Annotated in this window: 19 protein-coding genes and 2 tRNA genes; 14 read left to right on the top strand and 7 right to left on the bottom strand. The window is 42.3% G+C overall.

Going from position 1 to position 24,812, the window contains the following annotated elements; all coding sequences use genetic code 11:
• Positions 1–149: 149 nt before the first annotated feature.
• Together NYP55_RS04840 and NYP55_RS04845 are read right to left on the bottom strand one after the other, a co-directional pair.
• On the bottom strand, positions 150–1,265 hold the full coding sequence (locus tag NYP55_RS04840; protein ID WP_004131205.1) for a class E sortase: 1,116 nt from the start codon (positions 1,263–1,265) through the stop codon (positions 150–152).
• A gap of 9 nt (positions 1,266–1,274) precedes the next feature.
• Complete coding sequence (locus NYP55_RS04845; protein ID WP_472781627.1) at positions 1,275–2,066, bottom strand: DUF881 domain-containing protein; 792 nt, start codon at positions 2,064–2,066, stop codon at positions 1,275–1,277.
• A gap of 76 nt (positions 2,067–2,142) precedes the next feature.
• On the opposite strand from NYP55_RS04845, the gene crgA reads away from it, so the two are divergent.
• Positions 2,143–2,544 carry a cell division protein CrgA gene (gene crgA, locus NYP55_RS04850; RefSeq protein ID WP_020757063.1) on the top strand — a complete coding sequence of 134 codons (402 nt, stop codon included), beginning with the start codon at positions 2,143–2,145 and terminating at the stop codon, positions 2,542–2,544.
• 104 nt (positions 2,545–2,648) lie between these two features.
• On the opposite strand, the gene NYP55_RS04855 is transcribed toward crgA, so the two are convergent.
• Entirely contained in the window at positions 2,649–3,971 is a 1,323-nt protein-coding gene (locus NYP55_RS04855) for a THUMP-like domain-containing protein (RefSeq protein WP_472781628.1), read from the bottom strand.
• 214 nt (positions 3,972–4,185) lie between these two features.
• A complete protein-coding gene (locus tag NYP55_RS04860; protein ID WP_018639895.1) occupies positions 4,186–4,887 on the bottom strand; it encodes a rhomboid family intramembrane serine protease in 702 nt (233 codons plus the stop codon).
• Between the two features lie 218 nt (positions 4,888–5,105).
• Here NYP55_RS04860 and NYP55_RS04865 point away from each other — a divergent pair, with 218 nt between their 5' ends.
• Positions 5,106–5,318 carry a hypothetical protein gene (locus tag NYP55_RS04865; RefSeq protein ID WP_004131212.1) on the top strand — a complete coding sequence of 71 codons (213 nt, stop codon included), beginning with the start codon at positions 5,106–5,108 and terminating at the stop codon, positions 5,316–5,318.
• 192 nt (positions 5,319–5,510) lie between these two features.
• Here NYP55_RS04865 and NYP55_RS04870 read toward each other — a convergent pair whose 3' ends face one another.
• A complete protein-coding gene (locus NYP55_RS04870; protein ID WP_472781629.1) occupies positions 5,511–7,994 on the bottom strand; it encodes a glycogen/starch/alpha-glucan phosphorylase in 2,484 nt (827 codons plus the stop codon).
• A 243-nt stretch (positions 7,995–8,237) separates the two neighbouring features.
• On the opposite strand from NYP55_RS04870, the gene NYP55_RS04875 reads away from it, so the two are divergent.
• Complete coding sequence (locus NYP55_RS04875; RefSeq protein ID WP_004131216.1) at positions 8,238–8,702, top strand: sterol carrier family protein; 465 nt, start codon at positions 8,238–8,240, stop codon at positions 8,700–8,702.
• Between the two features lie 77 nt (positions 8,703–8,779).
• Here the strand turns inward: NYP55_RS04875 and NYP55_RS04880 are convergent, their stop codons facing one another.
• On the bottom strand, positions 8,780–9,205 hold the full coding sequence (locus tag NYP55_RS04880) for a DUF3073 domain-containing protein (RefSeq protein WP_472781630.1): 426 nt from the start codon (positions 9,203–9,205) through the stop codon (positions 8,780–8,782).
• Positions 9,206–9,360: 155 nt separating this feature from the next.
• Here NYP55_RS04880 and trpS point away from each other — a divergent pair, with 155 nt between their 5' ends.
• On the top strand, positions 9,361–10,452 hold the full coding sequence (gene trpS / locus NYP55_RS04885; protein WP_115757082.1) for a tryptophan--tRNA ligase: 1,092 nt from the start codon (positions 9,361–9,363) through the stop codon (positions 10,450–10,452).
• Between the two features lie 115 nt (positions 10,453–10,567).
• Here trpS and NYP55_RS04890 read toward each other — a convergent pair whose 3' ends face one another.
• Entirely contained in the window at positions 10,568–12,373 is a 1,806-nt protein-coding gene (locus NYP55_RS04890; protein ID WP_472781631.1) for a threonine/serine exporter family protein, read from the bottom strand.
• A 206-nt stretch (positions 12,374–12,579) separates the two neighbouring features.
• Here NYP55_RS04890 and NYP55_RS04895 point away from each other — a divergent pair, with 206 nt between their 5' ends.
• The 10 genes from NYP55_RS04895 (at position 12,580) to NYP55_RS04940 (ending at position 24,791) form a co-directional block, all read left to right on the top strand.
• Entirely contained in the window at positions 12,580–15,336 is a 2,757-nt protein-coding gene (locus tag NYP55_RS04895) for a phosphoenolpyruvate carboxylase (RefSeq protein WP_472781632.1), read from the top strand.
• Positions 15,337–15,524: 188 nt separating this feature from the next.
• The gene (locus NYP55_RS04900) at positions 15,525–16,184 is read left to right on the top strand and encodes a carbonic anhydrase (RefSeq protein ID WP_115757084.1); all 660 of its coding nucleotides are present in this window, start codon (positions 15,525–15,527) and stop codon (positions 16,182–16,184) included.
• A complete protein-coding gene (locus tag NYP55_RS04905; protein ID WP_004132405.1) occupies positions 16,178–17,320 on the top strand; it encodes a permease in 1,143 nt (380 codons plus the stop codon). Before NYP55_RS04900 ends, NYP55_RS04905 begins: the two co-directional genes overlap by 7 nt.
• Positions 17,317–18,132 carry a TIGR03943 family putative permease subunit gene (locus NYP55_RS04910; RefSeq protein WP_004132407.1) on the top strand — a complete coding sequence of 272 codons (816 nt, stop codon included), beginning with the start codon at positions 17,317–17,319 and terminating at the stop codon, positions 18,130–18,132. Before NYP55_RS04905 ends, NYP55_RS04910 begins: the two co-directional genes overlap by 4 nt.
• Before the next feature lie 109 nt (positions 18,133–18,241).
• Entirely contained in the window at positions 18,242–19,573 is a 1,332-nt protein-coding gene (locus NYP55_RS04915; RefSeq protein WP_004131228.1) for a hemolysin family protein, read from the top strand.
• Between the two features lie 25 nt (positions 19,574–19,598).
• Complete coding sequence (locus NYP55_RS04920; protein ID WP_004131229.1) at positions 19,599–20,078, top strand: Dps family protein; 480 nt, start codon at positions 19,599–19,601, stop codon at positions 20,076–20,078.
• A 97-nt stretch (positions 20,079–20,175) separates the two neighbouring features.
• Positions 20,176–20,249 (top strand) — tRNA-Ile (locus NYP55_RS04925).
• 28 nt (positions 20,250–20,277) lie between these two features.
• Positions 20,278–20,350 (top strand) — tRNA-Ala (locus NYP55_RS04930).
• Between the two features lie 274 nt (positions 20,351–20,624).
• Positions 20,625–22,967 carry a heavy metal translocating P-type ATPase gene (locus NYP55_RS04935; RefSeq protein WP_415680689.1) on the top strand — a complete coding sequence of 781 codons (2,343 nt, stop codon included), beginning with the start codon at positions 20,625–20,627 and terminating at the stop codon, positions 22,965–22,967.
• Between the two features lie 315 nt (positions 22,968–23,282).
• Positions 23,283–24,791 carry an FAD-dependent oxidoreductase gene (locus NYP55_RS04940; protein ID WP_101889591.1) on the top strand — a complete coding sequence of 503 codons (1,509 nt, stop codon included), beginning with the start codon at positions 23,283–23,285 and terminating at the stop codon, positions 24,789–24,791.
• Positions 24,792–24,812: the final 21 nt, after the last annotated feature.

Below are 24,812 nucleotides of genomic sequence, written 5' to 3' on the forward strand. Positions count from 1 at the left end.
TAAGATTAATTAATAGTTTGTGTTTTAATAAGCTATTTTAATAAGCTATCAAACCAATGATTTATAAGCTGTTTGTAATCTAATAAGCTAGAAAACTAATTAGACAAGTAAACTGTAAACTAATAGATTCCTAGCTTATTAGTAGCGATTTAATAAATCGTTGTTGTGTATGCAGACATTTCTCTTAAGAATGGAATTGTTGCCGAAGCAAACGGATATATCCATTGCATAAGAATTGCAATTGCTGTTACGTAGATTAGTGCGCAAAGAACTAATCTTATTGGCAAAATACCAGGCTGCAATCGCATAAGTCCGCCAAAAATGCTGAATTCTGGCTTTGGTTTTAATCCAGCTCGGATTTGACGTCTTAGAGGCCATTGCCAAGCGATAGCTGCTGCAGCGAAGATAATAATGTACGCAACTATAGCAATAAGTATAACTGGAACAAGCGAATCGAGCTTAGAAGCCAAAGACTGCTGCTCGTTGTTTACAAACTTAACTTGACCGTTTGCATCTACCGTAGAAAGCTCTTTAGGAATACCGTCGGAAACCTTAGCCCAATAATCAAACTCGCCAAAGCTAATAAAGCGGAACTCAGGAGTTGAATATTTTGGCTCACAAGTAACAAGCGTAATCATGCGCTTTTTAGGATTCTTGCTGTGATTTATTGGGTCTTGATCAAGAACTTCACTTTGATCTGGTCTAACAATCTTGTGAGTAACGTACTTATAAACGAACCAATAATCTTTTGTACGAATAATAATAGGATCGCCCTTTTGGAATCGGTCAACGTCTGCTAAAGGCTGACCGTAACCATTTCGGTGACCACTAATAGCCAAGTTTCCAATTTCTCCTGGCATTTCTGTTTTAGGGAAGTGTGCAAGTCCTCGCCTATTTAATATTTCTAGGCTAACGCCTTCAACAATATTGCGCTCCCATTGATTACCAAACCTAGGAATGTATGCTCGAGCAACAAGTTCTCCATACTTTACTTTTTGCAATTTAGGAGGATCGTCTACTTGAGGAAGAGCAATCTTGGTTTTTTTACCAGCAGCAGGATTCTTCCACGAAACAGCCTCTCTGGTTTCAAACTGTACATGCTCGGATTGAGCGCCCGTCCACCACATTTGCCAGACAATGTACAATGCGCAAACAACTGCAAAAGCTATAAGAAGTTCTCCAACAACGCCAGCTATTGTCCAAAGTGCGCTAGCCTTTGTTGTTTTGGCTTCGCTACGTTCGTGCTTGTAGTTAGAACGCTTCATTTTACTCCTTTATTGTTTGGTGGAATGGTGTTGGGGAATATTTCCAATAATATCGGCATCTTTTGGAACCGAAGCAAACCTTAGAGGCTGCAACAGGGCAGACGACTCTAAGAACTTTAAGTTTCCCCTTTTTTCCACTTTCCATCCCAGTCCAAAAGTACTGACATAGTCTTTATATGTTTGAATTGCTGGAGAATTATCCAACGATTCTATCATGTCTTCTATTGAACCAATAGCAGATATTCTATACGGTGGCGAGTACTGATGGCCTTGCAACATAAGCACATTTCCAATACAAACAACAGCTGAATTAAACAAGATTCTTTGACCCTGAATTGTTATAGCCTCCGCTCCGCCTTTCCATAGGGCATTTATAACGGCTTCTATATCTTGTTGGTGAATTACATAGTCATTTATGTTTGCGGAGCTTCCAGACCCGTTTACGGCCGTTTTCCAAAGTGGCGAATCGTTTAGCGTTACAGTAATTCCTGGTCCTTGTATTGCTGGAAGTATTGTGCTTGCGCCAGTATCGTCGGAAGAATCAGACCCGCTTGTGCTGCTTGTTAACGTTTTGTTTAGAAGATTAACTTTAGAATCTAACTCTTTAACCTCTTCTCTCAAATATTTTGCTCTTTGAGAATTTCTTTCCACCATTTGCCCCGTATCGGAAGTTACAAATGCAGTACGATTTATGCGCAAATTAGTAACGAATAAGTAACCAGTAAAACAAATTGCTAGGGCAACGGCAACGCTTCCTAACAGCGATTTTCTAGCGCCGTGTTTACCTGTTTGTTTTGCCATATTACCCATTCTTCTTCTTGCGTTCGAGTGTAACTATTATTATAGCGTGTAGCCGATTGATTGGAGTGTTACTGTTATGGCTGACGAAGAATTGAATAAATTGAACACCACTTCATCTGCCGATGTGGATGAATCTCAAAACTCTTCTAAAGAAGACTTGTATGGTGTTCCTATGGAACAGGTTGAAGCTGTTTTGAACGCAACTGCCGATAAATCGTCGTTGTCTCCGCAAATACAGCGCATGATGAAGCGTCAAGAAGAAAATACTCGCAGAGTTGAAGAGTCCATTAAGGGCACTAAAGCTAATGCTGGATGGTTTGTTCCACTATTTTGCACGCTTATGATTGTTGGCTTGTTCTGGGCTGTTATTTATTACTTGAATCCTGCTTTGCCAATTCCAGGAATTGGAGCGTTTAATCTTTTGATTGCAGCGTGCTTGGTTATGGCTGGATTCTTAATGACAATGTGCTGGAGATAGCTTATAAATAGCTTGTATATAGCTTGATTTTCTGGCTGCATGTAATAAGCATGCAGCCATTTTTATATGCGTGCTTTGTGTGTTTTGCGCATTTTGTGTGTTTATTACTCCGCTTTACTTGCACAAATAAGAACATGATTATTTTTAGAATCGGTAGTTGCAATAATCCTAGTGTTTCCACCGTCTTTTAACTTAAGCCTTTTCTTTAAGTCGTTTACGCTTAGTGGAAAATTGTATGTTGCAATATTTGCGTAAGTTATTTTAGAAAGAGCTTTGCTGATTTCTTTTTTGTTTAAGCTGCAAATATTATTTATTTTCCAAATGTTTCCAGGAAAATCTGATTTATATTCGCAAGATATAAAAACGTGGCTGTTGCTTGCGATTTGAACTACGTTGTATTTAGTGCTTAAAATCTTAAAACATCCCGACTTCATAATTGAAGAGTTTGGCTCATAAACATATTTAGCGCAGTTTTTCCAATCGCTTATTGAATCATTTGAATCATTTGAATTTTGCTCGTTTTTTATGCGTGATTCTTGCGATTTTTGCGTCTTTTGCGCTTCTTCTACTTTATTTAAGTCCAGATTATATTTTGCGTTAAAAACGGTTACTGAATCGTTGTTTGCGCAATAAACTTCAATATGCGAATGCATGTTTGAGTCTAATACTAAAAGCAGCTCTTTGCACTCGTTATTGTGTGAAACAATGTGTACTTGACTAACGTTTCCACAAAAGTCGCAAACAGCTTTTCTCCAATCAAGCATTGGAGATAGTTTAATAATCACAAATTTTGCTACTTGCAGCATGCGTTGTTTTAGCTCTAAAACATTAGGTGTGCAATCTTTAATCGCGTACGTTCTAGCTCCACTTTTATCTCGTCTTGCTGGGTCAATATAAATAATCGTTGCGTAGTCTACTTTTTCTAGCACTTCTACGCTTGTTGAGTTTACGCATTGAACATTGTTTAAGCGCATAACAGTCATATTGTGCTGGCTTATGGCCGATAGTTCTTCTTGAGTTTCTACGCAAATGGCTTTGCAAAACTCTTGGCTCATAATTGCGCAATCTACTCCAAATCCGCCAGTTAAGTCGATTAGAGTTGTTTTGCACTTATCAATATTGTTGTTTTTTATAAGACGATTTGCGATGCGTGCTTTATATTGCGCGGTTGCTTGCGACGAGCACTGTTCCATAGAAATATGTGATGGGTAAATAACTTGATTGTTTTTATACCACATTGGCAGTTTTGTTTTTGCAATCTGCTTTCCGCTTATTTGATTAACAGCAAAAGCAACATTCACGTTTGGGTTATTAGACGCTTTTAGTGCAGCTTCTTTTGGGTTTGTGTTTTGATTTTGAAGAATAAAATCAATAGTTTGCTGATTTTGATCTTGTAGTTGTTTTGTGTGAATGTTGTTAGATTGCATAATTCTATTTTTAATTAAGGTTTAGAGAAAGTCACAATTTTCCAAAAATGTGGATAACTTTTATACACTTGTTAACATGGCTAAAAATGCAGAGTTATCAACGATTGTGTATAACAATGTGGATAACTTATTTAGATATACCCATGTTATACCCAGGTTATGCACATTTATGTCCACAATTGTGGAGAACTACACGCGTGTAATTTAACGCTATTTATTGCAAACAGAATGCGCTTATTGCCAGAAGAACAATAAGTATTAGTAAAGAGTAAACAGCAAATCGCTCATTAAAAGATGCTTTTTTAAGAAGAGGATTATTAGTGCCAAGTAAAGCAGACAGAACTATTCCAGTAACAATTCCACCAATATGAGCTTGCCAAGCAATATTTTGAACCAAAAGAGGCATTGCAAGCGTTAGGCCAATCCAAATTAAAGTGCCATTAACACTTTCGCCAAGTCGCCATTGCGCAACCAAAAGAGCGCCAATAAGACCCATAATCGCTCCCGAAGCCCCATAAGCTGCAATCACCCAGTCTTGTGTAAGCTTTGAGTAAAGTAGAGTTGCAACGCATCCACCAAGCCCACTAATAGCGTATAAGAAAAAGAACTTCCATTTACCAAAGAATCTCTCAAGCTCTACGCCAAGCGAATACAAGCAAATCATGTTAAAAAGAATGTGCGTAAGTTCTGGCGCGTGAACAAACATAGACGTAAACCAAGTCCAGCTTGCTTTTGTAATCAAAAATGGCGCAAAAGCAGTATTTTCAACAAATAGTTGATATGCGCTTGGCAAAAAAGTGTGAAGAATCATCTCAATAATCCACACAAACACGCAAATGTAGATAATTGAATACGTTGCGGTTTTGCAATTAGTTTTAAAGCGCTTAACAATAGTGTTTATGTCAAAATTGTTCATAAAATAACATTATCTAATTGCATACACAAATTTGCATACATAAGTAGCAACCATAATGGTCATTAAAAATGTTTTGTAAGATTTATGGTGTTTTGTGCATAAAAATATAATAAAAAGATGCAAGTGTTAAAAAAAATCACTATTATAGTGAATACACGAGTAAACTCGATACAAACGTTGACTTGGACGAGCAGGTCAGCTTAACGAAAGGAGCCATCATGGAGAACAGGTCCTCTGGCGGTTGGAAGTTCTTTGCACTGCTCTTTGGAGCACTGCTCGCAGGTATTGCAGCATTGTATGTTTACAAGCAGCATAATCCTGATTACGATCCATGGGAGCAGCCATGGGAGAACAGCTCTTCGCCAATTAACATAGGCGCAGAAAAAGAAGATAAGGAAGAATCTGAAGCAGCTAAGGCAGTTGAGGCTTAGTTAGAATTAAAATTCTTATACTCAAATCTTTAGCTATATAAGGTGTGAAGTATTGCACTCGTAGTGCATAACTTCACACCTTATTTTTATTTTGATAGTCGTTTTTTAGTCATTTTTATAAATAAAAAAGCTGTGACCAACAAACGCTAGTCACAGCTTTTATTAAAGCAATATTAAAATGCTTTTACATAATTATTCGGCAGTTGGAAGAGCGCCAGTGTGCCAAATGCGATCGAGGTAATCTTCGATAGAGCGATCGGAAGAGAAGTAACCAGAGTTGGCTACGTTCAACACAGCCATGCGTGCCCACTTCATAGGATCGCGGTAAGTTTCCTCAATTTGAGCTTGAATATCCATGTAAGAGCTGAAGTCAGCCATTGCCATGAAGTAATCGTGAGTAAGCCAATCGTTGACGAGTGGCTCATACACGCTCTTGTCGCCGTTGGAGAAGGTGCCGTCAGCAACCATGTCTAAAGCGGTCTTCAAGCGAGGATCAGACTCGTAGTACTTGCGGGAGCCGCCGTGATCGTAGCCTTCAGCGTAGAGCTTCTCAACCTCGTCAACAGTCATGCCGAAGAGGAAGAAGTTCTCAGCGCCAACGCGTTCACGAATCTCAACGTTTGCACCGTCGAGAGTACCAACAGTCAAAGCACCGTTCAAAGCGAACTTCATGTTACCAGTGCCAGAAGCTTCCTTACCAGCTTGAGAAATCTGCTCATCCAAATCGGTTGCAGGAATCAAGTTCATAGCAAGTTCAATGTTGTAGTTCTCTGGGAAGAACACTGCAAGCTTGCCCTTGCATGCTGGATCGTTGTTCACAACGCGAGCAACATTGTTGATGAGCTGAATCGTAAGCTTTGCCATAGCATAGCCTGGAGCGGACTTAGCGCCGAAGAACACGGTGCGTGGAAGCATCTTGTCTACGTCGATTGTGCCATTCTTGATTCCAGCGTATGTGGAGATAACCTGGAGGATCTTCATGGACTGGCGCTTGTACTCGTGCAAACGCTTAACAATGGTGTTAAACATAGTGTCTGGGTTGATTTCAAAGCCATACTTGTGCTTTGCAAAATCAACGAAGGCAAGCTTGTTTTCCTGCTTGACTTTAGCGAACTTCTTCACGAAGGATGGATCGTCAGCCAATGGCTTCAAACCTTCAAGAAGCTCCAAATCACCCTGCCATGCGTCGGTGCCCAAGCCCTCAGTAATAAGAGCAGACATGCGTGGGTTGCTCAAGCGAACGAAACGACGAGGAGTTACGCCGTTAGTAACGTTCTTGAACTTATCTGGGTAAACGCTGGAGAAGTCCTTTAATGTAACATCCTTCAACAACTCAGAGTGAAGCTCAGCAACGCCATTAACGTAAGAGCCGCCGTAGGTAGCCAAGTAAGCCATGCGAACTACAGCACCTTCGCCATTTTCGTCGGCGTCGGTAGCAATGCGCATACGCTCAACCTGATCTTCGGAAACGCCCTTGCTGCGAAGCTCGTTGCGGAACTGCTCGCTAATGCCTTGAATAATCTCAAGGTGGCGTGGCAAAAGTTCGCCAATAAGCTTGGCTGGCCAAACTTCCAAAGCTTCTGGAAGAAGCGTGTGGCAAGTGTAGTTGAATGTCTTAGTAGTAATGCCCCAAGCGGTGTTCCAATCGTAGCCGTACTCGTCCATAAGAACGCGCATAAGCTCTGGAATACCAATAACTGGGTGAGTATCGTTCAACTGGAAGTTGATCTTGCTTGGGAAGGTTGTAAGATCTGGCTTATCTTGACCAGGATAGAACACGCGAATAGCGTCGTGAATAGAAGCAGCTACGAAGAAGTATTGCTGCTCAAGACGCAAAGCCTTGCCCTGTGGAGTGGAATCTTCTGGATAAAGAATCTTAGAAATGTTTTCTGCTTCAACCTGTGGCTTAACAGCATCCAAGTACTCAGACTTGTTGAAGGTGAGCAAATCAAATTCGTCGTAAGACTTAGAAGTCCACAAGCGAAGAGTGTTTACGCGACCAGAATTGTAGCCTGGAACCATGTAGTCAACTGGTACTGCGCGAACAGCCCAATCTGGCTTCCACACGCGCTTGCCATTTTCTTCAACAACCTTGCCGCCAAAGTTAACGCGCTGATCTCTGCCGTAGTCAACGTGACCCCATGGCTCTTCGTTGCTAAGCCAGTAATCAGGGGTTTCTACCTGCTTGCCCTGCTCGTCGAAGCGCTGCTTAAAAATGCCGTAACGATATTGGATGCCGTAGCCGAATGCTGGAACGCCGATAGAGGCGAGCGAGTCAATAAAGCAGGCTGCGAGACGACCCAAACCGCCGTTACCTAAACCTGGCTCATACTCAGCATCGATAACATCTTTTGGCTCAAAACCAAGCTTTGTAACAGCCTTGTTGAACTGATCGGTAAGGCCAGCGTTAAGCAAAGCGTTTTCAAGCTGCTTGCCCATTAAGAACTCTGCGCTTAAATAGCCAACAGCCTTTGTGTTTCCGTTAATCATGTCATGCTGTGTCTGCATCCAAGAGTCCATCAAGTGGCGACGAACTGCGGTAGCAGCGGCAACATACACATCAGCCGTAGTGGCCTGTTCTGGGGTGACACCCTGGGTGTACTTCAGATTTTCTTGAAGTTCTTTGGCAAATGCTGCCGCAGTAGTCTTGGCTTTAGGCGCGACGTGTTTAGTCATATTTGACTCCTTGTGCCGTGAATAATATATTTACCTAAAATGTGCGAATAGCAACCCTTGATTATGCTGGTTGTAGCCGCGCCAAATTGCACTTAACAAGACGGTACGCGGCAATGCACACGTTTTCATTGTTGATGATATCACAACCCCAAACCCTTATTAATAATTATTCACAATATGACTTTTATAAAACAACATTAAAATCGCAAATAATACTTAGACAATTCGTGAGATAATTCAAATATGGCTGTTATACGAGAAGCGGATATAAGTGGCGCTAAAAAATCGTTTGAAACGTGGGTAAATAGTGCAAAATCTTATATAAATTCTATGAAAATAGATTCTACGAACAATAAAAAAGATTTGTGCTGCATAAACACAAGCGAAATAGGCGTTAGCGTAAACGATGAAGCAATGGCTGTTAGATACTCGCTTTATGTGCTAGAGCATATAGCTCCAGGATGCGCTGTAGAGGTAAGAGTGGCGCCTTGGGGAGCTGTAAAAATCTTAGAAGGACCACATTCAGATCCGCATAATTTAACACCGCCAGATGTTATAGAACTTGACCCAGATGTTTGGTTGCGACTTTCTTGCGCAATAACAAAATGGGATTACGAGCAGCAAATTGGGAATATAAGCGCAGTTGGAGAGCGAGACGATTTAAGCAATTTGCTGCCCGAACTTACAAAAGCTCTTTTTAATAATTAATGCTAACTAAGGGTATTTGCCTACATGCTTATCTACATATAGAATTAAGCGTTCTTGTGCAAATTCTTGTGCAAAAATTACTTGTTCTTATGCATAAAACTAGGCATAGGCATAGGAATGTGATGATGAACAACGCCAGAATTGCTAGACGACTTGTCTTTAGTAGCGGCCTGAGCGGCAGACTGAGCAGCCCACTCGGCGTAGTCGTCTAAATCGTCATCTCCACTCGAAACGGAATCATGCAAGCTATCAACACTATCATTACCAGCATTAGTGTTGGTGTCTTTAGAATCATCTTCTACAGATAAGCTTTCGGAATCATCTTGATTATCTAGATAATCCTCATTCTTGTAGCTATCAGATTCAAACGGATCGAAGGATCCTTGACCAGGCTCGTGAGTATTAAGCTCTTTAGCAAGCTCGTCGTAATCCGTATCGGTCGTCAGGTATTTGAGCTTACGGGCAATTTTCTGTTGCTTTGCCTTCTGTCGTCCGCGGCCCATCTGACCCCCTCTAATTTACCGAAACAATCAATTCATCACACAAGAGCGTACCACTTTGCCGCAACAGAGTATATTGTCTGAGTGAACTTTTACCATAAAAGCCATATTTTAGGCGTAAAAATCGCAAGAAAAATTGCGTGTGTAAGGAGTTAGAAATGGCAGAAGAAGCACAGGTTACAGCTGCTGGAAACGAGATAAGCGCAAGCTTTGTGGCAGCTCAAAAACGTTCAGACGCAACGCTTGAGAAGCTAAAAGCAAATCCTAGCTCCTTTACAATGCTTACGGGAGATAGGCCAACAGGAAGACTTCACTTAGGTCATTACTTTGGTTCGATTCGCGAGCGTGTCGCAATGCAAAATCTTGGCGTAAACACAAACGTGATTATTGCAGACTATCAGGTGATTACGGATAGAGACACTGTTGAGCACGTAGAAGATAACGTGCTAAACCTTGTTCTTGACTACATGGCTGCTGGAATTGACCCTAAGAAAACCATGATTTTTACGCACTCCGCTGTGCCTGCAGAAAACCAGCTTATGCTGCCATTCTTGTCTTTAGTTACAGAAGCCGAATTGCATAGAAATCCTACTGTTAAAGCCGAAATGGAAGCTTCTGGTCATGCCTTAACAGGACTTTTGCTTACATACCCAGTGCATCAAGCTTGCGATATTCTGTTTTGCAAAGCAAATGTTGTGCCAATTGGCAAAGATAATTTGCCGCATATTGAGATTACGCGCACGATTGCTCGCAGATTTAATGAGAGATACGCAAAGAAGAATCCTGTTTTTCCAGAGCCAGCTGCAATTCTTTCGGATACGCCAGAAATCCCAGGATTAGACGGCCGCAAGATGAGCAAGTCTTACGGAAACTCGATTATGCTTGGCGCAAGTGCAGAAGAAACAGCAAAGCTGATTAAGAAGAGTCCAACTGATTCTGAGCGCACAATTACTTTTGACCCAGTGGCTCGTCCGCAAGTTTCTGCGCTTTTGACTACTGCTGGTTTGGTTACAGGCAGAGATCCAAAAGATATTGCGCAAGAAATCGGCAACGCGGGCGCAGGAGCACTAAAAGCGTACGTTATTGAATCTGTAAACAACTTCCTTGCTCCACACCGCCAGCGTAGAGCGGAATTGGCCAAAGATATGGATTCAATTCGAGATATTTTGCATGATGGAAATGCGCGAGCTGCTGCGATTGCACAAGAAACACTTGATCAAGTACGCGAAGCAATGAATATGAAGTATTGATTAATTCTTGCTTGATAAAGCTTTCTTGATTGCATATTTTGATTGCATGCAAATAGAACGCGCATAAATAAAACGCCCAGTAGTAGCTGGGCGTTTTATGTTTATTAGCTTATGACTAAATGTCGTATCGCCAGCTTTTATCTGTTATAACGCGCGCAACTGCAAGCCCTAATGGCAAGCAAATAATCACCATAAACGCGCGGAAAGTCCAGTCTAAAGCAGGAAGAGTATTAAACTGACCGAGATAGAACATTGCGCGATACATATAAAGTCCAGGAACCATAATCACAATAGATGGAACCGTAAGACCAATGCGCGGATATCCCAAGTATTGCGGCGCCCAGCCTCTATGCACAATTGCACGCCAAGCGGAAGCCAAAAGACCAGCAAGCAAAGCGCCAGTAAACGCTGCGATCTCTGCAGCTACGCCAAAATCAGCCATTGTTAAGCGCAAAGTATCGGTAATTGCTCCGATTATTCCAGCAACAAAACACATTCGTTGAGGAGAATTAAACAGAACGGAGAATCCCCACACGCCTGCAAACGCTGTAATCATTCTAAGAACAGCATTAAGCCAAGGATTTAAGCCAAGCGGAGTAAAGCCTTGAGGGTCTAGCTGAACAAGGCTTGCAACCATCCAGCCTGCAAGAGTGCCCATTAGAATAATCGCCATTGTGTAGCAAAGCCGCTGAATGCCAGAAGGAAAATCAATCTTAGCAATATCTAAGCCGCCTGTAATAAGCGGGAAGCCTGGAATTACAAACAAAACAGAGCCAATATAAGCCGTATTGTGATGCAAAGCAGAAGGGTCAAAGCAACCAATAATGCGCAAAGAAGCAATGCAACTTAAAGCGCCAACAGCAACAGCAATAAACGTTACAACGAATTGGTTTAGATGATGCATAAACATGCGTCTTCTAACGTAGTGGCCAATTCCAGCGCCAATAAAAGCGCCAAGCATATCGTAAGCGCCGCCGCCAAGCAAAAATGCGAAGGATGCGCATGCTACTGCAGAGGCAAGGCCAGCAAACCAAGGTTTATAAAGAGGCTTGCGGTTTTTGATTAAGTCTAAGCGGTCGTGAACTTGACGAACTGTAAGCGGCGCGGAGAAATCGCCAGCAGGATTTGCGTTAGAGGAAGTAGTGGAATTGTTTTTAAGATCTGAATTCAAATTATTTTGGCTATTTTGAGCATTTTTAACATTCTTGACATTTTGAACGTGAGAAAAATGCTCAACATACGTTTTTTCTGGCTGGAGCGCAAAAATTCCGCGAGGTTTTTCTTTACGAATCGCCTCTTGAATTGCCATTTTTTCTTCGACTTTTGCAGCATTCTCCTCTGACTGCTTAGCTGTTTGAACAATCGCGTTCTCGTTACTGCTAGCTTGAAGAGTATCCACTAATTCCTTGGAAACAGTGGCTTTTGAATGGTATAAGGAATCGTTTCCAAGTTTAACGTTAAACCAGTCTGCAAAATGTTCGAGCAACCAAATTCGCTCAGTGTTTACGCCAGTAGTAGGCAAATCAACAACTTCTGTAATTCGCTCGTGCTTATCTGTGCAAGTAGCTTCAATATCTGTTAGATTAACGTCTGCACGAACGTTCACGCCCATAGGTTCGCCAACCCTATGCATAAGCTCGCGAACGCGGTAGCTTCCAGTTCCAGCGCCTAAACCTAAAGCACCAACACGAATAATAATGCTGGATTTTGCTGCAATTCCAGCTTGCGTAACTGGTTTATCCCAATCGCGCTCAACATCTTCCATATCTAGCGGAATCGCGTGCGTTTGAAAACGGCCAGAAGGCTTTCCAACAATATGGCCAGTCGAAAGTATTTTTGGCTTATTACTATCGCTGTTACTGCCGTTATTATTGCTGCTATTGCTATCGCTGCTATCCGCGTTATTCTCTTCTATGCTCACAATTTTTTAGTATACGCATTGCATTGCCTATAAAAATTTATATAAAAAATTTATACAAAAAATCAGTCCTAAGGTCGGTTCACAATTATTTTGGAATCTCGCTGGAAACAAAGGCTGTGGGCTTGCAACTTTTGACCTAAATAACCGCGGAGGAGCCGTGGAAGTCGAATGACCAAGCAACCTTATGACTAGCACAAGGAGGTCTGATGACAACTCAAAATCAACAGGTAACTCCAGCAGACGCAACGATTGTAACGTCTGGTTTAGGGCGAAAAGGTCCCGAGGAGCGCGAACTGCCAGCATCGCTTAAGCAAGACATGGATTTGTGCTTGCATATTCTGCGCGATGTTTTAGGCGAATTTGATGAAAAATTATTAACCGTATTTGACGAAGTGCGCTTAAATGCTGTAGACGCAAGTGCAGCACACTTTAATCAAATGCTTGATGCTCAAGAAACAGAAGACGACGGATTAAGCAAGGCTGTAGAAAAAATCAATGGCATAGATTTGCCAGATATGCAATTGCTTGCGCGCGCGTTTGCTACATACTTCCATCTTGCAAATCTTTGCGAAGAAAACTACAGGGTTTCTGTGCTTCATCAGCGCGAATGCGATGTTGAGGATTCTAATCCAGTGGATCCAGTGAACGAGCTAACTTGCGCATATCACAAGTTGCTTACAGAAATGAGCCCTGCGCAAGCTAAGGAATTACTTGCAAAGCTTGAGTTCCACCCAGTTTTTACTGCGCACCCAACAGAAGCTAGGCGCAAGGCTGTAGCTGGTAAAATCCGCAGAATATCGCAGCTTTTAAGTAAGCACAATACTTTAGGTGGATCGGATAAGCGCGAGAATTATCGTAAGCTATACAACGAGATTGACGCATTGCTGCGTACATCTCCAATCGCACTTAAAAAGCCAACTCCTGTTGAAGAAGCAGACACGATTCTAGATATTTTTGACGCCACTTTGTTCAACACAATTCCTCTGGTTTATCGCAGATTTGACGATTGGCTGCTAGGTAAGAAGGCTGGCTTAGTGCCGCCGCGTTGCCCAGCGTTCTTCCACCCAGGAAGCTGGATTGGCTCCGATAGAGACGGAAATCCAAATGTTACGGCAAAAGTTAGCAGGCAAGTTGCTAGAAAGTTTAGCGACCACGTTCTTGCTGCTCTAGAAGCGCGTACGCGTGAAGTTGGAAAATGCTTAACAATGGAAACGCGCACAACTCCTCCAAGTGTTGAGCTTTTGGAGCTTTGGAATCGCCAGCGAGAAATGAGCGAGCAGCTAACGGAAAGCGCATCCGACGTTTCCAATAGCGAGCCGCATAGAGCCGTTATGCTTGTTATGGCAGATCGTTTGCACAGAACAATTAGCCGAGATACAGACATAATGTATCATTCTTGCGAAGATTTTATTGAAGACTTGCACATTGTACAAAGGTCTCTTGCGGCTGCTGGCGATTCGCGCGCGGCTTATGGTCCATTGCAAGATCTTATTTGGCAAGCGCAAACATTTGGATTCCACATGGTGGAAATGGAGTTCCGTCAGCATTCGCTCGTGCATTCTCGCGCTTTGGAAGATATTCGCGAACACGGTTTGCATGGGGAGCGCGGCCCGCTTCAGCCAATGACTCGCGAAGTTCTAGACACTTTCCGCGCGCTTGGTGCTATTCAAAAGCGAAATGGTATGCGCGCTGCTCGCCGCTACATTATATCGTTTGCAAAGTCTGCTCAGCATGTTCGCGATGTGTTTGAGCTTAATCGCCTTGCGTTTGCTCACCCTCAAGATGCGCCAACAATCGATGTAATCCCGCTTTTTGAGCAGCTTGAAGACTTGCAAAATTCGGTTAATGTTCTGGAAGAAATCATTAAGATTCCAGAAGTTCAAGCTCGCTTAAAGGCCACTGGCCGCAAGATGGAAGTTATGCTCGGTTACTCCGACTCTTCCAAAGACGCAGGCCCTACTTCTGCAACGCTTGCTTTGCATTCTGCTCAAGAGCGCATTGCTCAGTGGGCTAAAAAGCACGATATTGACCTAACGCTGTTCCACGGTCGCGGTGGCGCTGTTGGACGAGGTGGAGGCCCTGCAAACCGTGCTGTTTTGGCTCAACCAGTTGGGTCAGTAAATTGCAGATTTAAGCTTACTGAGCAAGGCGAGGTGATTTTTGCTCGATACGGAAACCCAATTTTGGCGATTCGCCACTTGGAATCTGTTGCTGCAGCAACTTTGCTTCAGTCTGCTCCAAGCGTGGAGAAAACAAACACAGAGATGACGCATAAGTATGCGGATATGGCTCAAAAGCTTGATGTTGCAGCGCATAATCGTTTTATTGATTTGCTTCAAACAGATGACTTTACGCCGTGGTTCTCAACCGTTACTCCGCTTAGCGAGATTGGTTTGCTTCCAATCGGCTCTCGCCCTGCAAAGCGAGGCCTTGGCGCAAAGTCTTTGGATGATTTGCGCACAATCCCGTGGGTTTTCTCTTGGGCACAAGCTCGAATCAACTTGGCAGCGTGGTACGGCTTGGGTACAGCTTGCGAAAAGTTTGGCGACTTGCAAACTTTGCGCAAAGCGTACGAAGAGTGGCCACTTTTCAGCACTTTTATTGACAACATTGAGATGTCTTTGGCTAAAACGGATGAGCGCATTGCTTGCATGTATCTAAGCCTTGGAGATCGCGAAGATTTGAGCGATAAGGTGCTTTCGGAAATGCAACTTACGCGCAAGTGGGTTTTGCAAATTGTTGGAGATAAGTGGCCGTTGCAACATCGCCATGTGCTTGGCCAGGCAATCCGCGTGCGCTCGCCTTACGTGGACGCGCTTTCTGTAATTCAGTCACTTGCATTGCATAAGTTGCGCAACAAGGTAGATAAAGAAGAGCTTAGCGAAAGCCAGCAAGCAGAGTTTATTTACTTGATTCTTTGCACAGTTTCTGGTGTTGCTGCAGGCTTGCAAAACACTGGATGATTTTAATAAATTACTGAATCAAGAAGGCTCTCGTATTTGCGAATTGCAATACGGGAGCCTTTTTGATAATAGGCTTATATTCTTAAACAAAATTCTTATTTACTACGAAAGATACAATATATTTTAAGTCAAAAATTTTACACTTTAAGCAACTGAAAATATTGCCAATGCCAGTGTAGGAGGTAATAATGCAAGAAGAAGTCAGCGAAGATTTTGCTAATGAAGATTCAGTTTTAGCTACATCGGTATTAAACGCAATGCTTGCAGGGAATCGCAAATTTGCAGACGGCAATTCAGATCATGCAGGCGTAAATTCAGAATCGCGCATGAAACTTATTGACGGTCAGCATCCTGGAGCTGTTGTGCTTTCGTGCGCAGATTCGCGAGTTGCTCCAGAATTTATATTCGACGCTGGTTTGGGCGATATTTTTTCTGTTCGCACAGCTGGAGAAGTGTTGGATGATGCCGTAATAGCTTCGCTAGAATACGCTGTAAGTGATTTGGGGGTAAAAGTGTTGGTTGTGCTTGGGCATGAGCATTGCGGCGCTGTACAGGCTGTTTTGCCGAACGTGCAAAAGCTGGTTTCTGAATACGGCGAAGATAAAACAAGCGAAACAATTGAGTCGAGCGAGTCAATATTACTGCGTTCTTTAGGGCCTGCTGCGCTCGCAGGTGTTGAGGAAAATTTAGATACAGATGATATTGAACGTATTCACGTGTCTAATATTTTGGCTGAAATTTGCGAAAAATCACAAATAATTCGCGAAGCTGTTTTCAAAGACGCTTTGATGCTTGTTGGAGCAAGGTATCGAATGAGTGACGGCTTGGTGGAAGTGTTGTCATGCTAAAAACAGAAACCGAAGCAAAAACAACGAGCCAAGTAGAAAAAGCAAGTAAAGCAAAACAAGCAAATTCTGCAAACTATCTTTTTTTGATTGCAGGAGTGCCTTTTGTAGCTCTTATTATTGCAATGCTTCCAGCTTTGCAAGCGCGCAACCCGTGGTTGCCTGTAAACACTGTTATTAGGGGTGTTTCTGGCTTGCTTTTGCAAGCTGTTCCTTTTACGCTAATTGGTGTTCTTGTTTCCGCTGCTGTAGAAACATGGGTTACGGAAGATTTTATTGAAAAACACGCTCCAAAGTCTATTGCAAACGGCTTTTTGGCTGCGATTTTTGCAGGTGTGTGCGTTCCTGTTTGCGATTGTGTTGTTGTTCCAACTTTTTCTCGTCTTGTTGCGCGAAAGCTGCCATTGCCTTGTGCTGTAACGTTTTTGTGCGCTGTTCCAGTGGTAAATCCTGTTTCTATTTGGGCTACTTGGTACGCGTTTGCGGACGTTCCAGCAGTTGCTGTAACTCGAGTGGCTTTGGGTGTTGGTGTGGCTCTTTTAGTGGGTGTTAGCTTTGTGATTTTTCCTGTAAAGTCGCAAGTTTTAAGGCGAAATGTATTGGAAAAAGTTCGCGCTGATTGTTCGGATTGTGCGGATTGTGCGTATTGCGGCGGCTGCAATAAGTCGCAAAGTGGCCATTCTTCGTATAAAAATTCTTCCAGCTTTAAGTCTGGTATTAAAAATAGTTTGAAAACTTACGCACATCACATTTATTCAGATTTTATGCGACTAATGCCAATAATTTTGTTTGGAACGATAGTTGCTTCGATTATTCGCGTTTGGCTTGGTGCAGATCCTGCATCAAAGGTTAATACAACAATTGTTTTTGTGGCAATTCCAGCAATGATGTTAATAGCGTATGCAAGCTCACTTTGCTCCAGTTCCGACGCTGTAATCGCGCGCTCTTTGGCCTCCTCGCTTCCAATGAGTTCAGTAATTGTTTTTCTGCTTTTTGGGCCAATGCTAGACATAAAAAATACGCTTATGCTTGTTGAAGATTGCAAAACTAGCTTTGTTTTGCGCTTAATTGCAACGATTGTTGTGTTCTGTTTGTTTGCTGCGCTTATTGTTCATTTTGCGTGGGGAGTAATGCTGTGAGTGATATAAATTCCGCAAATTCCGCAAATTCTGCAAAATTGTCTAAAAAAATAACATTTGCAAGCATTATTCAAGCATTGTGTTTATTTTGTTTTTCTGCAACTTTAATGCACAGTGCTCTAAGTGGATCTTATGCAATTTTGACTACTCCGCGCGCGTTTGCTTATCTTATTTTTGCTGCGATTTTGCTTTTGGTTTTGGGAATTTGCTCACTTTTTGGACTTTTCCCTGCACATGCTAAAGATTGCAAAAAAATAATGGTTTCAATTGTAGTGCCAATGCTTATTATTTTGATTCCACTTCAAATGTCTCAATCGTCGCTTGCGAGCGGTTTTGCAAAGTCTGCAGGTTTTGACGAGTATGCTTCTGGTCGCGCAATAGCAATCGCGTCTAATCGTAAAAATAATAAAAAAAATTTAAGCGGATTAGATGTAGTTAATAAAAAAATTGTTGTTGCAGACGATGATTTTGGCAATTGGTACAACGAAATTGACCATAATTTTGATAAATACAAAGATTATACGATTGTTGTAAAAGGGTTTATAAGCAAAGAATCTACGCTTTCTAAAGATCAAGTTCGCATATCTAGACAGTTTATGTCTTGTTGCATTTTAGATATGAGCCCGTTTGGTTTTGTTGCACAAATGCCCAAAAATATGCGATTTGAGCATCATCAATGGGTTGTTGTTAAAGCCAAAATAGCCCTTGGGAAAGTTGGGCTAAAAGGTTATTCGCAAGATGGAATTGTTCTTAAAGTTGAATCCGCTAGCGATTTGAATAAAGCGCCTTCGGGGTATTTCTATAGAACTTGATTGCGCGTATTTGTTTATTGTCCGCATATTATCCGCATATTATCAACATTATTAACATTGCTTTTATACGCACTTTTTATATGAGCTAAATTCAACTAAGATAGCAAGTATGTCGTTGGGTTTTAACATTGCACTCATTGTTGTGTTCCTTTTGTTTGGTTCCATATTTGCAGCAACCGAACTTGCGCTTGTTAACTTGCGATCGTCGCAGCTGGATCGCATGGAAGCGCAGGATGCGCGAGGAGCGCGCGTAGCAAAAATCGCCCGCGATCCAAACACTTTTCTTTCCACTCTTCAAATCGGAGTTACGCTTTCTGGTTTTCTTTCGGCATCTTTTGGCGAATCTGCAATAGCACCTCATGTTGTGCCATTAGTGGAGTCTTGGGGTGTTTCAAAACATGTAGCAGGCCCGCTTACGACTATTGTTTTAACGCTTATAATATCGTATTTTTCAATCGTAATTTCTGAGCTTGTTCCAAAAAGAATCGCAATGCAGCGATCGGAGCAAATCGCAAGGACTGTTGTTCCTGCAGTAGACGTGTTCTCTAAAATATGCAAGCCCCTAATATGGTTGATTGCTAAGAATACCAACGGTTTTGTGCGCCTTCTTGGGTTCGATCCAAACGAAAAAGAAAGTGAAGTTTCCGACGAAGAGTTGCGCGTTTTAGTTAATTCCAATAAAAAACTTAGTCAAGATGAGCGCACGATTTTAGACGATGTTTTTGACGCTTCCGAGACGATTGTTGCAGAAGTCATGCGTCCTCGTGCAGACGTTGAGTTTTTGGATGGCTCACTAAGTCTAGAAGATGCTGCTGCAAAGATTCGCGAGCTTCCGTACTCTAGGTACCCAGTAACAGGCAAGGATTTTGATGATGTTATTGGATTTGTTCACGTTCGAGATTTGCTGGATGTTAAAGATCCAAACGCAAAAACAGTAGCAGACGTAACTAGAGAGGGAATAAGTCTTCCTGGAACGTCTAAGTTGCTCCCAAGTCTTGAGCTTCTTAGAAAGCGAGGGGTTCATCTTGCGGTTGTTATTGACGAGTATGGTGGAACGGATGGCATTGTAACTCTTGAAGACATGACCGAGGAGCTTGTTGGAGATATTCGAGACGAGTACGACTTGCCAGATGAGTCGGATTTAAGCCGCGATAGCAAGTCTACAGCGTTTGTAAACGGAGTAGCTACTGTTGATGGCGGAATGACGATTGAAGACTTTGCAGACGTTACTGGAATCGAATTGGAAGATGGCCCTTACGAAACGGTTGCAGGGTATTTTCTGGCTCGCACAGGCTCGATGGGTAAGGTTGGCGCTGTTTTGCACGATGCGGATGGCTACGATATGACTGTTGCAGAAGTGGATGGTCGTAGAATTGCTACGATTGAAGTTAGAAAAACAGAGCAAAATAAAGATTTGAACAAAATCAATAACAAAAATTAATAAAAAACAAAAAATGGAGGATACTATGGCTTTAATGCATATTGTGCCAGGTTTAGACGAAGTTTCTAGCGAAAAAGCTATTGCGGTTTTACAAAATCGTTTAAGCCACGAGCAGGAAGCTGCTTTAGTCTTAAAGCATGCGCATTGGAATGTTACGGGTCCAGACTTTATTGCAGTTCACGAAATGCTTGACCCTCAAGTTAGTGAAGTTTTGGCTCAAGCAGATGAGACAGCTGAGCGAATTGCAACGCTTGGAGGCTCGCCATCTGGTCGCGCGGACGATGTTGTAGCTTCGCGCACTTGGAAGCGTTTTGCTCTTAGTGGTAGAAAGTCCACCAAAGAATATTTGCAAGCATTAATTGAGTATTACAACGATATGATTGCGGACGATAGAAATGCCATTGCACAGCTTGATAATCTTGATATTGTTAGCTCAAATATTATTCAAGACCATGTTCAGCAGCTTGAAAAGTTCCAGTGGTTTATGCGCAGTCATTTAGAGTAATTTTGTAGAATAATTTTGCGACACGCTTAGATTTGCTATTTGACATTTTTGTTTCATGTGCTAATCTAACTACTTGTATGTTTTCAACATACAAGTTGGGCCCGTAGCTCAGGTGGTTAGAGCGCATCCCTGATAAGGATGAGGTCGGAGGTTCAAGTCCTCCCGGGCCCACGATAGAATGAACATCATTCTTTCGAATGGGGCTATGGCGCAGCTGGTAGCGCATCTGCTTTGCAAGCAGAGGGTCAGGAGTTCGAGTCTCCTTAGCTCCACAAACAGGGTTTCTAGCCAATCGCTAGAAGCCCTTTTTTGTACATGCGCTCAGTACTTCGTTTTGCGCGTGTTACTTGGCTTTGCACGCGTCTTGTTATATGAGAATGCTTCTCATCAAGGCCGTTTGATAAACTGAATTTGTTAAGTCAATATAACCTCTTACGCCGTGTATTGAGTTTGCTGTTATAAATAGCTGCTCAATGGGTTAACAAGGCGTGAAATCGTGTGTTAGCAGCGTTTAACGCGGTTAACCTGATCAGCGTAAGGAAGTGTATGCGTAAACTTTTAGCGTATTGCCGTCGTGCTCCTCAATTAGTAATTGTTTTAGTTTTGTTCCCGTTTATTGCGGCGTTTTATTCCATTAATCTGACTTTTATACTCGATTTTTGCAAAGTTATAAGCAAAGAGTTAAATCACCTACTTTCGTTAATAAACGTTGATTTTAATGCGCAAATAAGCCTTACAATCGGGCAAAGTATAATAACATGTTTAGTTTTATACACATGTGCTAAGTCGCTTTTAAGTATGATTGATGATTTGGCGCATGGCACGCTTGGAATTGACTTGCTTGCGTTTGTTGCATTGCTCGCAACGCTTTGTATAGGCGAATTTTGGGCAAGTTATTTGATTGTTGTAATGGTGTTTACAGGCGGTGCAATCGAAGACTTTGCGCAAGATGCAGCGCAAAAAAATCTGTCGCTTTTAGTAAATGCGTCTCCTCAAACCGCGCATTTAATGACACTTCCTGGAATAGTGTGCGGTGAATCTTGTGAGCAATGTGCTCTGCTTGATCATAATCATTTTAGAAAAGTAAGCGATGAATCTTCGCTAGAGGCATTGCAAGAACCTAAAGATTTTACTAGTTGTGAATCGTGTAAAAAATGTAACAATAACTCTAAAGAATGCCCAATATTGCAAGATGTAAAGTCTTCTAGCCAATTGCAAAGATACAAAACAGTTCCAGTTGAAGATCTAAAAATTGGCAATGTAATAGTTGTGCTTCCAGGAGAAACGGTTCCTGTAGATGGTCAGCTTTTAAGCGGTTCTGCGGTTTTAGACACAAGCGCAATAAATGGCGAGTCGCTTCCGCGTGAAGTGTTTGCTGGCGCGCAAGTGTTGTCTGGGTGCGTAAATGGCGGTGTTGTGTTAATTATGCGCGTAACTAAGTTATCGCAAAATTCGCAATATCAAAAAATCATGAAGTTGGTGGAATCTGCAAGAAGTTCCAAGGCTGCTGTGGTTCGATTTGCGGATATGCTTTCCGTGCCTTTTACGGTGATTTCTTTTGTGATTGCATTTAGCGCTTGGGCTGCATCTGGTCAGGCTTTAAGATTTGCGCAAGTGTTGGTGCTAGCTACGCCTTGCCCGCTATTAATCGCTGTGCCAGTGGCATTTATGGCAGGAACGGGAAGGCTTGCAAAGCTTGGGATTGTTGTAAAAAGTCAGGATGTTTTAGAGCAATTAAGTTGTGTAAGTGATGTTTTCTTCGACAAAACAGGAACGCTTACTGTTAAGCAGCCTCAAGTTGTTAGAGTGGATTTAGCGAATCATAAAGATGACGCAGATAGCAAGGATAGCGCAAATCGAGAAAATAGCGAGTTGCAAAATAGAATCCTAATGTTTGCAGGCGTTTTGGAAACCTACTCGCAGCACATTCTTGCAGGAGGAATTGCAAAAGCTGGAGCAGATCTTTGGCAAAACGCGCATCCATCTGCTATTCCGCAACTTCCAAGCGTGCGAGAATACCCAGTTATAAGCGGTGTTAAAGAAACTGCTGGGCAAGGTATATGCGCAAGTGTGGATGGCGTAAACGTTAGAGTTGGGCGAAAAAGCTACGTTTTGAATGCGCCAGCTGGCTGCCTCGAGGAAAAGTCGCAAGCAACCGAAGATAAAGCCAAACGTGCAAATATAGAAAATATAGAAAATAATTTTGAAAAACTTGCTGCCGACGAAATGGCAACATACGTTTCTTTTGATGGCAAACTTGTTGGTCGAATCGTCCTAAAAGACGTGCCTAGAGAAAATGCAAAATCAACGATTCAAAAGTTAAAGGAGCTTGGAGTTCGTTCAATAAGCATGCTTACGGGAGACGGCTTGCAGGCTGCTCAAACAATAGCAAAAAGCGTTGGTATTGAGCGAGTAAAGGCTAATTTGCTGCCACAAGACAAGCTTGAGTGCATAAAACAGCACTATAGTGGTTATAAAAGCGAAGAAGATTGCGGCAGTTTTGGCGGTTTTAGCAGCTTTATGCATAAGAAAAAAGATAAGCGCGTAACAATGATGGTTGGAGACGGTGTAAATGATGCTCCAGTTTTGGCTGCAGCAAACATTGGCGTGGCTTTAACAGATGGCACGGATACAGCTGCTTCGGAGTGCGCGCAAGTTGTGATTATGAATAACAACATTTATGCTGTAGCAAACGCTGTAAGCGTTGCAAAACACACAAAACGAGTTATGATTCAAGCTGTTATGTTGGGAATTGGTTTGGCTGTTATAAGCATGATTGCGGCTGCTTTTGGGCTGATTCCTGCCGTTCTTGGAGCTATGATGCAAGAGATGATTGATGTTGTGTCAATTTTGTGGGCGCTAACAGCATTGAAAGGCAAGCGTGCGTGATTTTGCGCGTATAAGCGTAAATGCGAATATGTGCATAAGTATCAAGAGTTTATATGTGTAAATGCGAATATGTGGATAAGCGCAATCGCGTATAAGCAATAAATGTGCATAAGTGACAATATTCACTTTGCTCTTTTCTTGAATGAATCAAGGCGCTAGTCTAAGTAGTGGAGCATTTAAGGAAGCGATTATGTAAATCTTCAAAAAGATTAGGCTTAAGAATGCTCGAAACACGCAAAATGTAATGTTTTAACATAACAAAAGTTAAATAACAACATTTGAATACAAAATTTGAATAATAACATGGGAAAATTTATGGAAACGAATTATAATGCGGATTCGCACGAATTGCGAATCGCAGTTATTGGCGCGGGGCCTGCTGGAATTTACTCGTCAGATATTTTTCTTCGTCAGCTTAAAAAACTAGGCGACGGCATGGGCTTGGGTACGGCCGCTAGAATCGATTTATTTGAAAAGTTGCCAGTGCCATTTGGCCTGGTTCGATATGGCGTTGCTCCAGACCATCCGAGTATAAAATTTATTGCAGATGCATTAGCTAAAACGCTTGATAATCCAAATATTCACTTGTATGCGAATGTTGAATTTGGCAAAGATATTACACTAGAAGATTTATTGCCGCGCTACGACGCAATTCTTTTTGCTACGGGCGCTGTAGAAGATAAGCCGCTTAATATTCCAGGAGCATCGTTGAACGGCGTGTATGGCGCTGCAAAGTTTGTGGAATGGTACGACGGATATCCTACCAGCGAGCGTACGTGGCCGCTTGATGCAAGCGAAGTGGCTGTTATTGGCGGCGGAAACGTTGCTATGGATGTTGCGCGCGAGCTTTTGCGAGATGCTGATTATCTTAGAGAGCACACGGATATTTCCGACGACGTTTACAATGGTTTACTTAAAAACCAGGCTAAAACACTTCACTTGTTTATTCGACGAGGCGTTGCTCAAGCTAAATTCTCCGTGCAAGAATTGCGTGAGATGGAAAAGCTTTCTGGTGTGCAAATAGTTGTAAACGAAAGCGATTTTGACCTGGACGACGAAACAATTGATGTTGCTGGAAAAGACAAATTGACTCGACAAATGGTAGAAGAGCTTTTTGCTATACGCGATTTGAGTGAAGATATGGAAGATGGTGGAAACGTTGACTTTGAGGGCAATACTGCAAATAGGCGCTACATTATTCACTTTAACGCAAATCCAGTTGAGATTTTAGGCAAAGATGGGCGAGTGTGTGCGATTCGAGTAGAGCGCACATCTACAAGCGCGGATGGCAAAATGACTTGCACTGGCGAGTTTGAAGAATACCCAGTTCAGGCGGTTTACCATGCGATTGGATATAAGCCTGCGCAGGTTAGTGGAGTTGCTTACGACTCTTCTCGTGCGCTTCTTGCAAACAGCGATGGCAGGATTTTAACTTCTGCGCAAAATGGGGTTGTTTGCCCGCGCTTGTATGCAACTGGTTGGGCTAAGCGAGGACCAGTCGGTTTGATTGGCTCTACAAAGTCGGACGCTCTGCAAATTGTTGAAAATATGCTGGAAGACTTGGCAAAAAGCTCGACCGAAGAATGTGAAACCGCGCTTCCTGCGCTTTCTGAGATTCCTGCACTTCCTGGAAGATTGGCAACAGATAGAGATCCTAAGTCTATTGAAAATCTTCTTAAATCTAGAGGAGTCAAAGTGGTTGATTTTGAAGGGTGGAAGAGGATTGATGCTTTCGAGGTGGAATCTGGATTAGCGGAAAATCGCGCTCGCAAAAAAGTCGTATCTAAACAAATGCTTATGGATATAGCGGAAATTAAACAATAGTTTATATTGAGTGTACGCATT

It is taken from the genome of Gardnerella sp. c10Ua_31 (assembly GCF_055700915.1).

Bases quoted from the DNA above. Each gene is read 5' to 3' on its own strand.
- NYP55_RS04840 (WP_004131205.1), bottom strand. From the start codon at position 1,265: ATGAAGCGTTCTAACTACAAGCACGAACGTAGCGAAGCCAAAACAACA.
- NYP55_RS04845 (WP_472781627.1), bottom strand. From the start codon at position 2,066: ATGGCAAAACAAACAGGTAAACACGGCGCTAGAAAATCGCTGTTAGGA.
- crgA (WP_020757063.1), top strand. From the start codon at position 2,143: ATGGCTGACGAAGAATTGAATAAATTGAACACCACTTCATCTGCCGAT.
- NYP55_RS04855 (WP_472781628.1), bottom strand. From the start codon at position 3,971: ATGCAATCTAACAACATTCACACAAAACAACTACAAGATCAAAATCAG.
- NYP55_RS04860 (WP_018639895.1), bottom strand. From the start codon at position 4,887: ATGAACAATTTTGACATAAACACTATTGTTAAGCGCTTTAAAACTAAT.
- NYP55_RS04865 (WP_004131212.1), top strand. From the start codon at position 5,106: ATGGAGAACAGGTCCTCTGGCGGTTGGAAGTTCTTTGCACTGCTCTTT.
- NYP55_RS04870 (WP_472781629.1), bottom strand. From the start codon at position 7,994: ATGACTAAACACGTCGCGCCTAAAGCCAAGACTACTGCGGCAGCATTT.
- NYP55_RS04875 (WP_004131216.1), top strand. From the start codon at position 8,238: ATGGCTGTTATACGAGAAGCGGATATAAGTGGCGCTAAAAAATCGTTT.
- NYP55_RS04880 (WP_472781630.1), bottom strand. From the start codon at position 9,205: ATGGGCCGCGGACGACAGAAGGCAAAGCAACAGAAAATTGCCCGTAAG.
- trpS (WP_115757082.1), top strand. From the start codon at position 9,361: ATGGCAGAAGAAGCACAGGTTACAGCTGCTGGAAACGAGATAAGCGCA.
- NYP55_RS04895 (WP_472781632.1), top strand. From the start codon at position 12,580: ATGACAACTCAAAATCAACAGGTAACTCCAGCAGACGCAACGATTGTA.
- NYP55_RS04900 (WP_115757084.1), top strand. From the start codon at position 15,525: ATGCAAGAAGAAGTCAGCGAAGATTTTGCTAATGAAGATTCAGTTTTA.
- NYP55_RS04905 (WP_004132405.1), top strand. From the start codon at position 16,178: ATGCTAAAAACAGAAACCGAAGCAAAAACAACGAGCCAAGTAGAAAAA.
- NYP55_RS04915 (WP_004131228.1), top strand. From the start codon at position 18,242: ATGTCGTTGGGTTTTAACATTGCACTCATTGTTGTGTTCCTTTTGTTT.
- NYP55_RS04920 (WP_004131229.1), top strand. From the start codon at position 19,599: ATGGCTTTAATGCATATTGTGCCAGGTTTAGACGAAGTTTCTAGCGAA.
- NYP55_RS04935 (WP_415680689.1), top strand. From the start codon at position 20,625: ATGCGTAAACTTTTAGCGTATTGCCGTCGTGCTCCTCAATTAGTAATT.
- NYP55_RS04940 (WP_101889591.1), top strand. From the start codon at position 23,283: ATGGAAACGAATTATAATGCGGATTCGCACGAATTGCGAATCGCAGTT.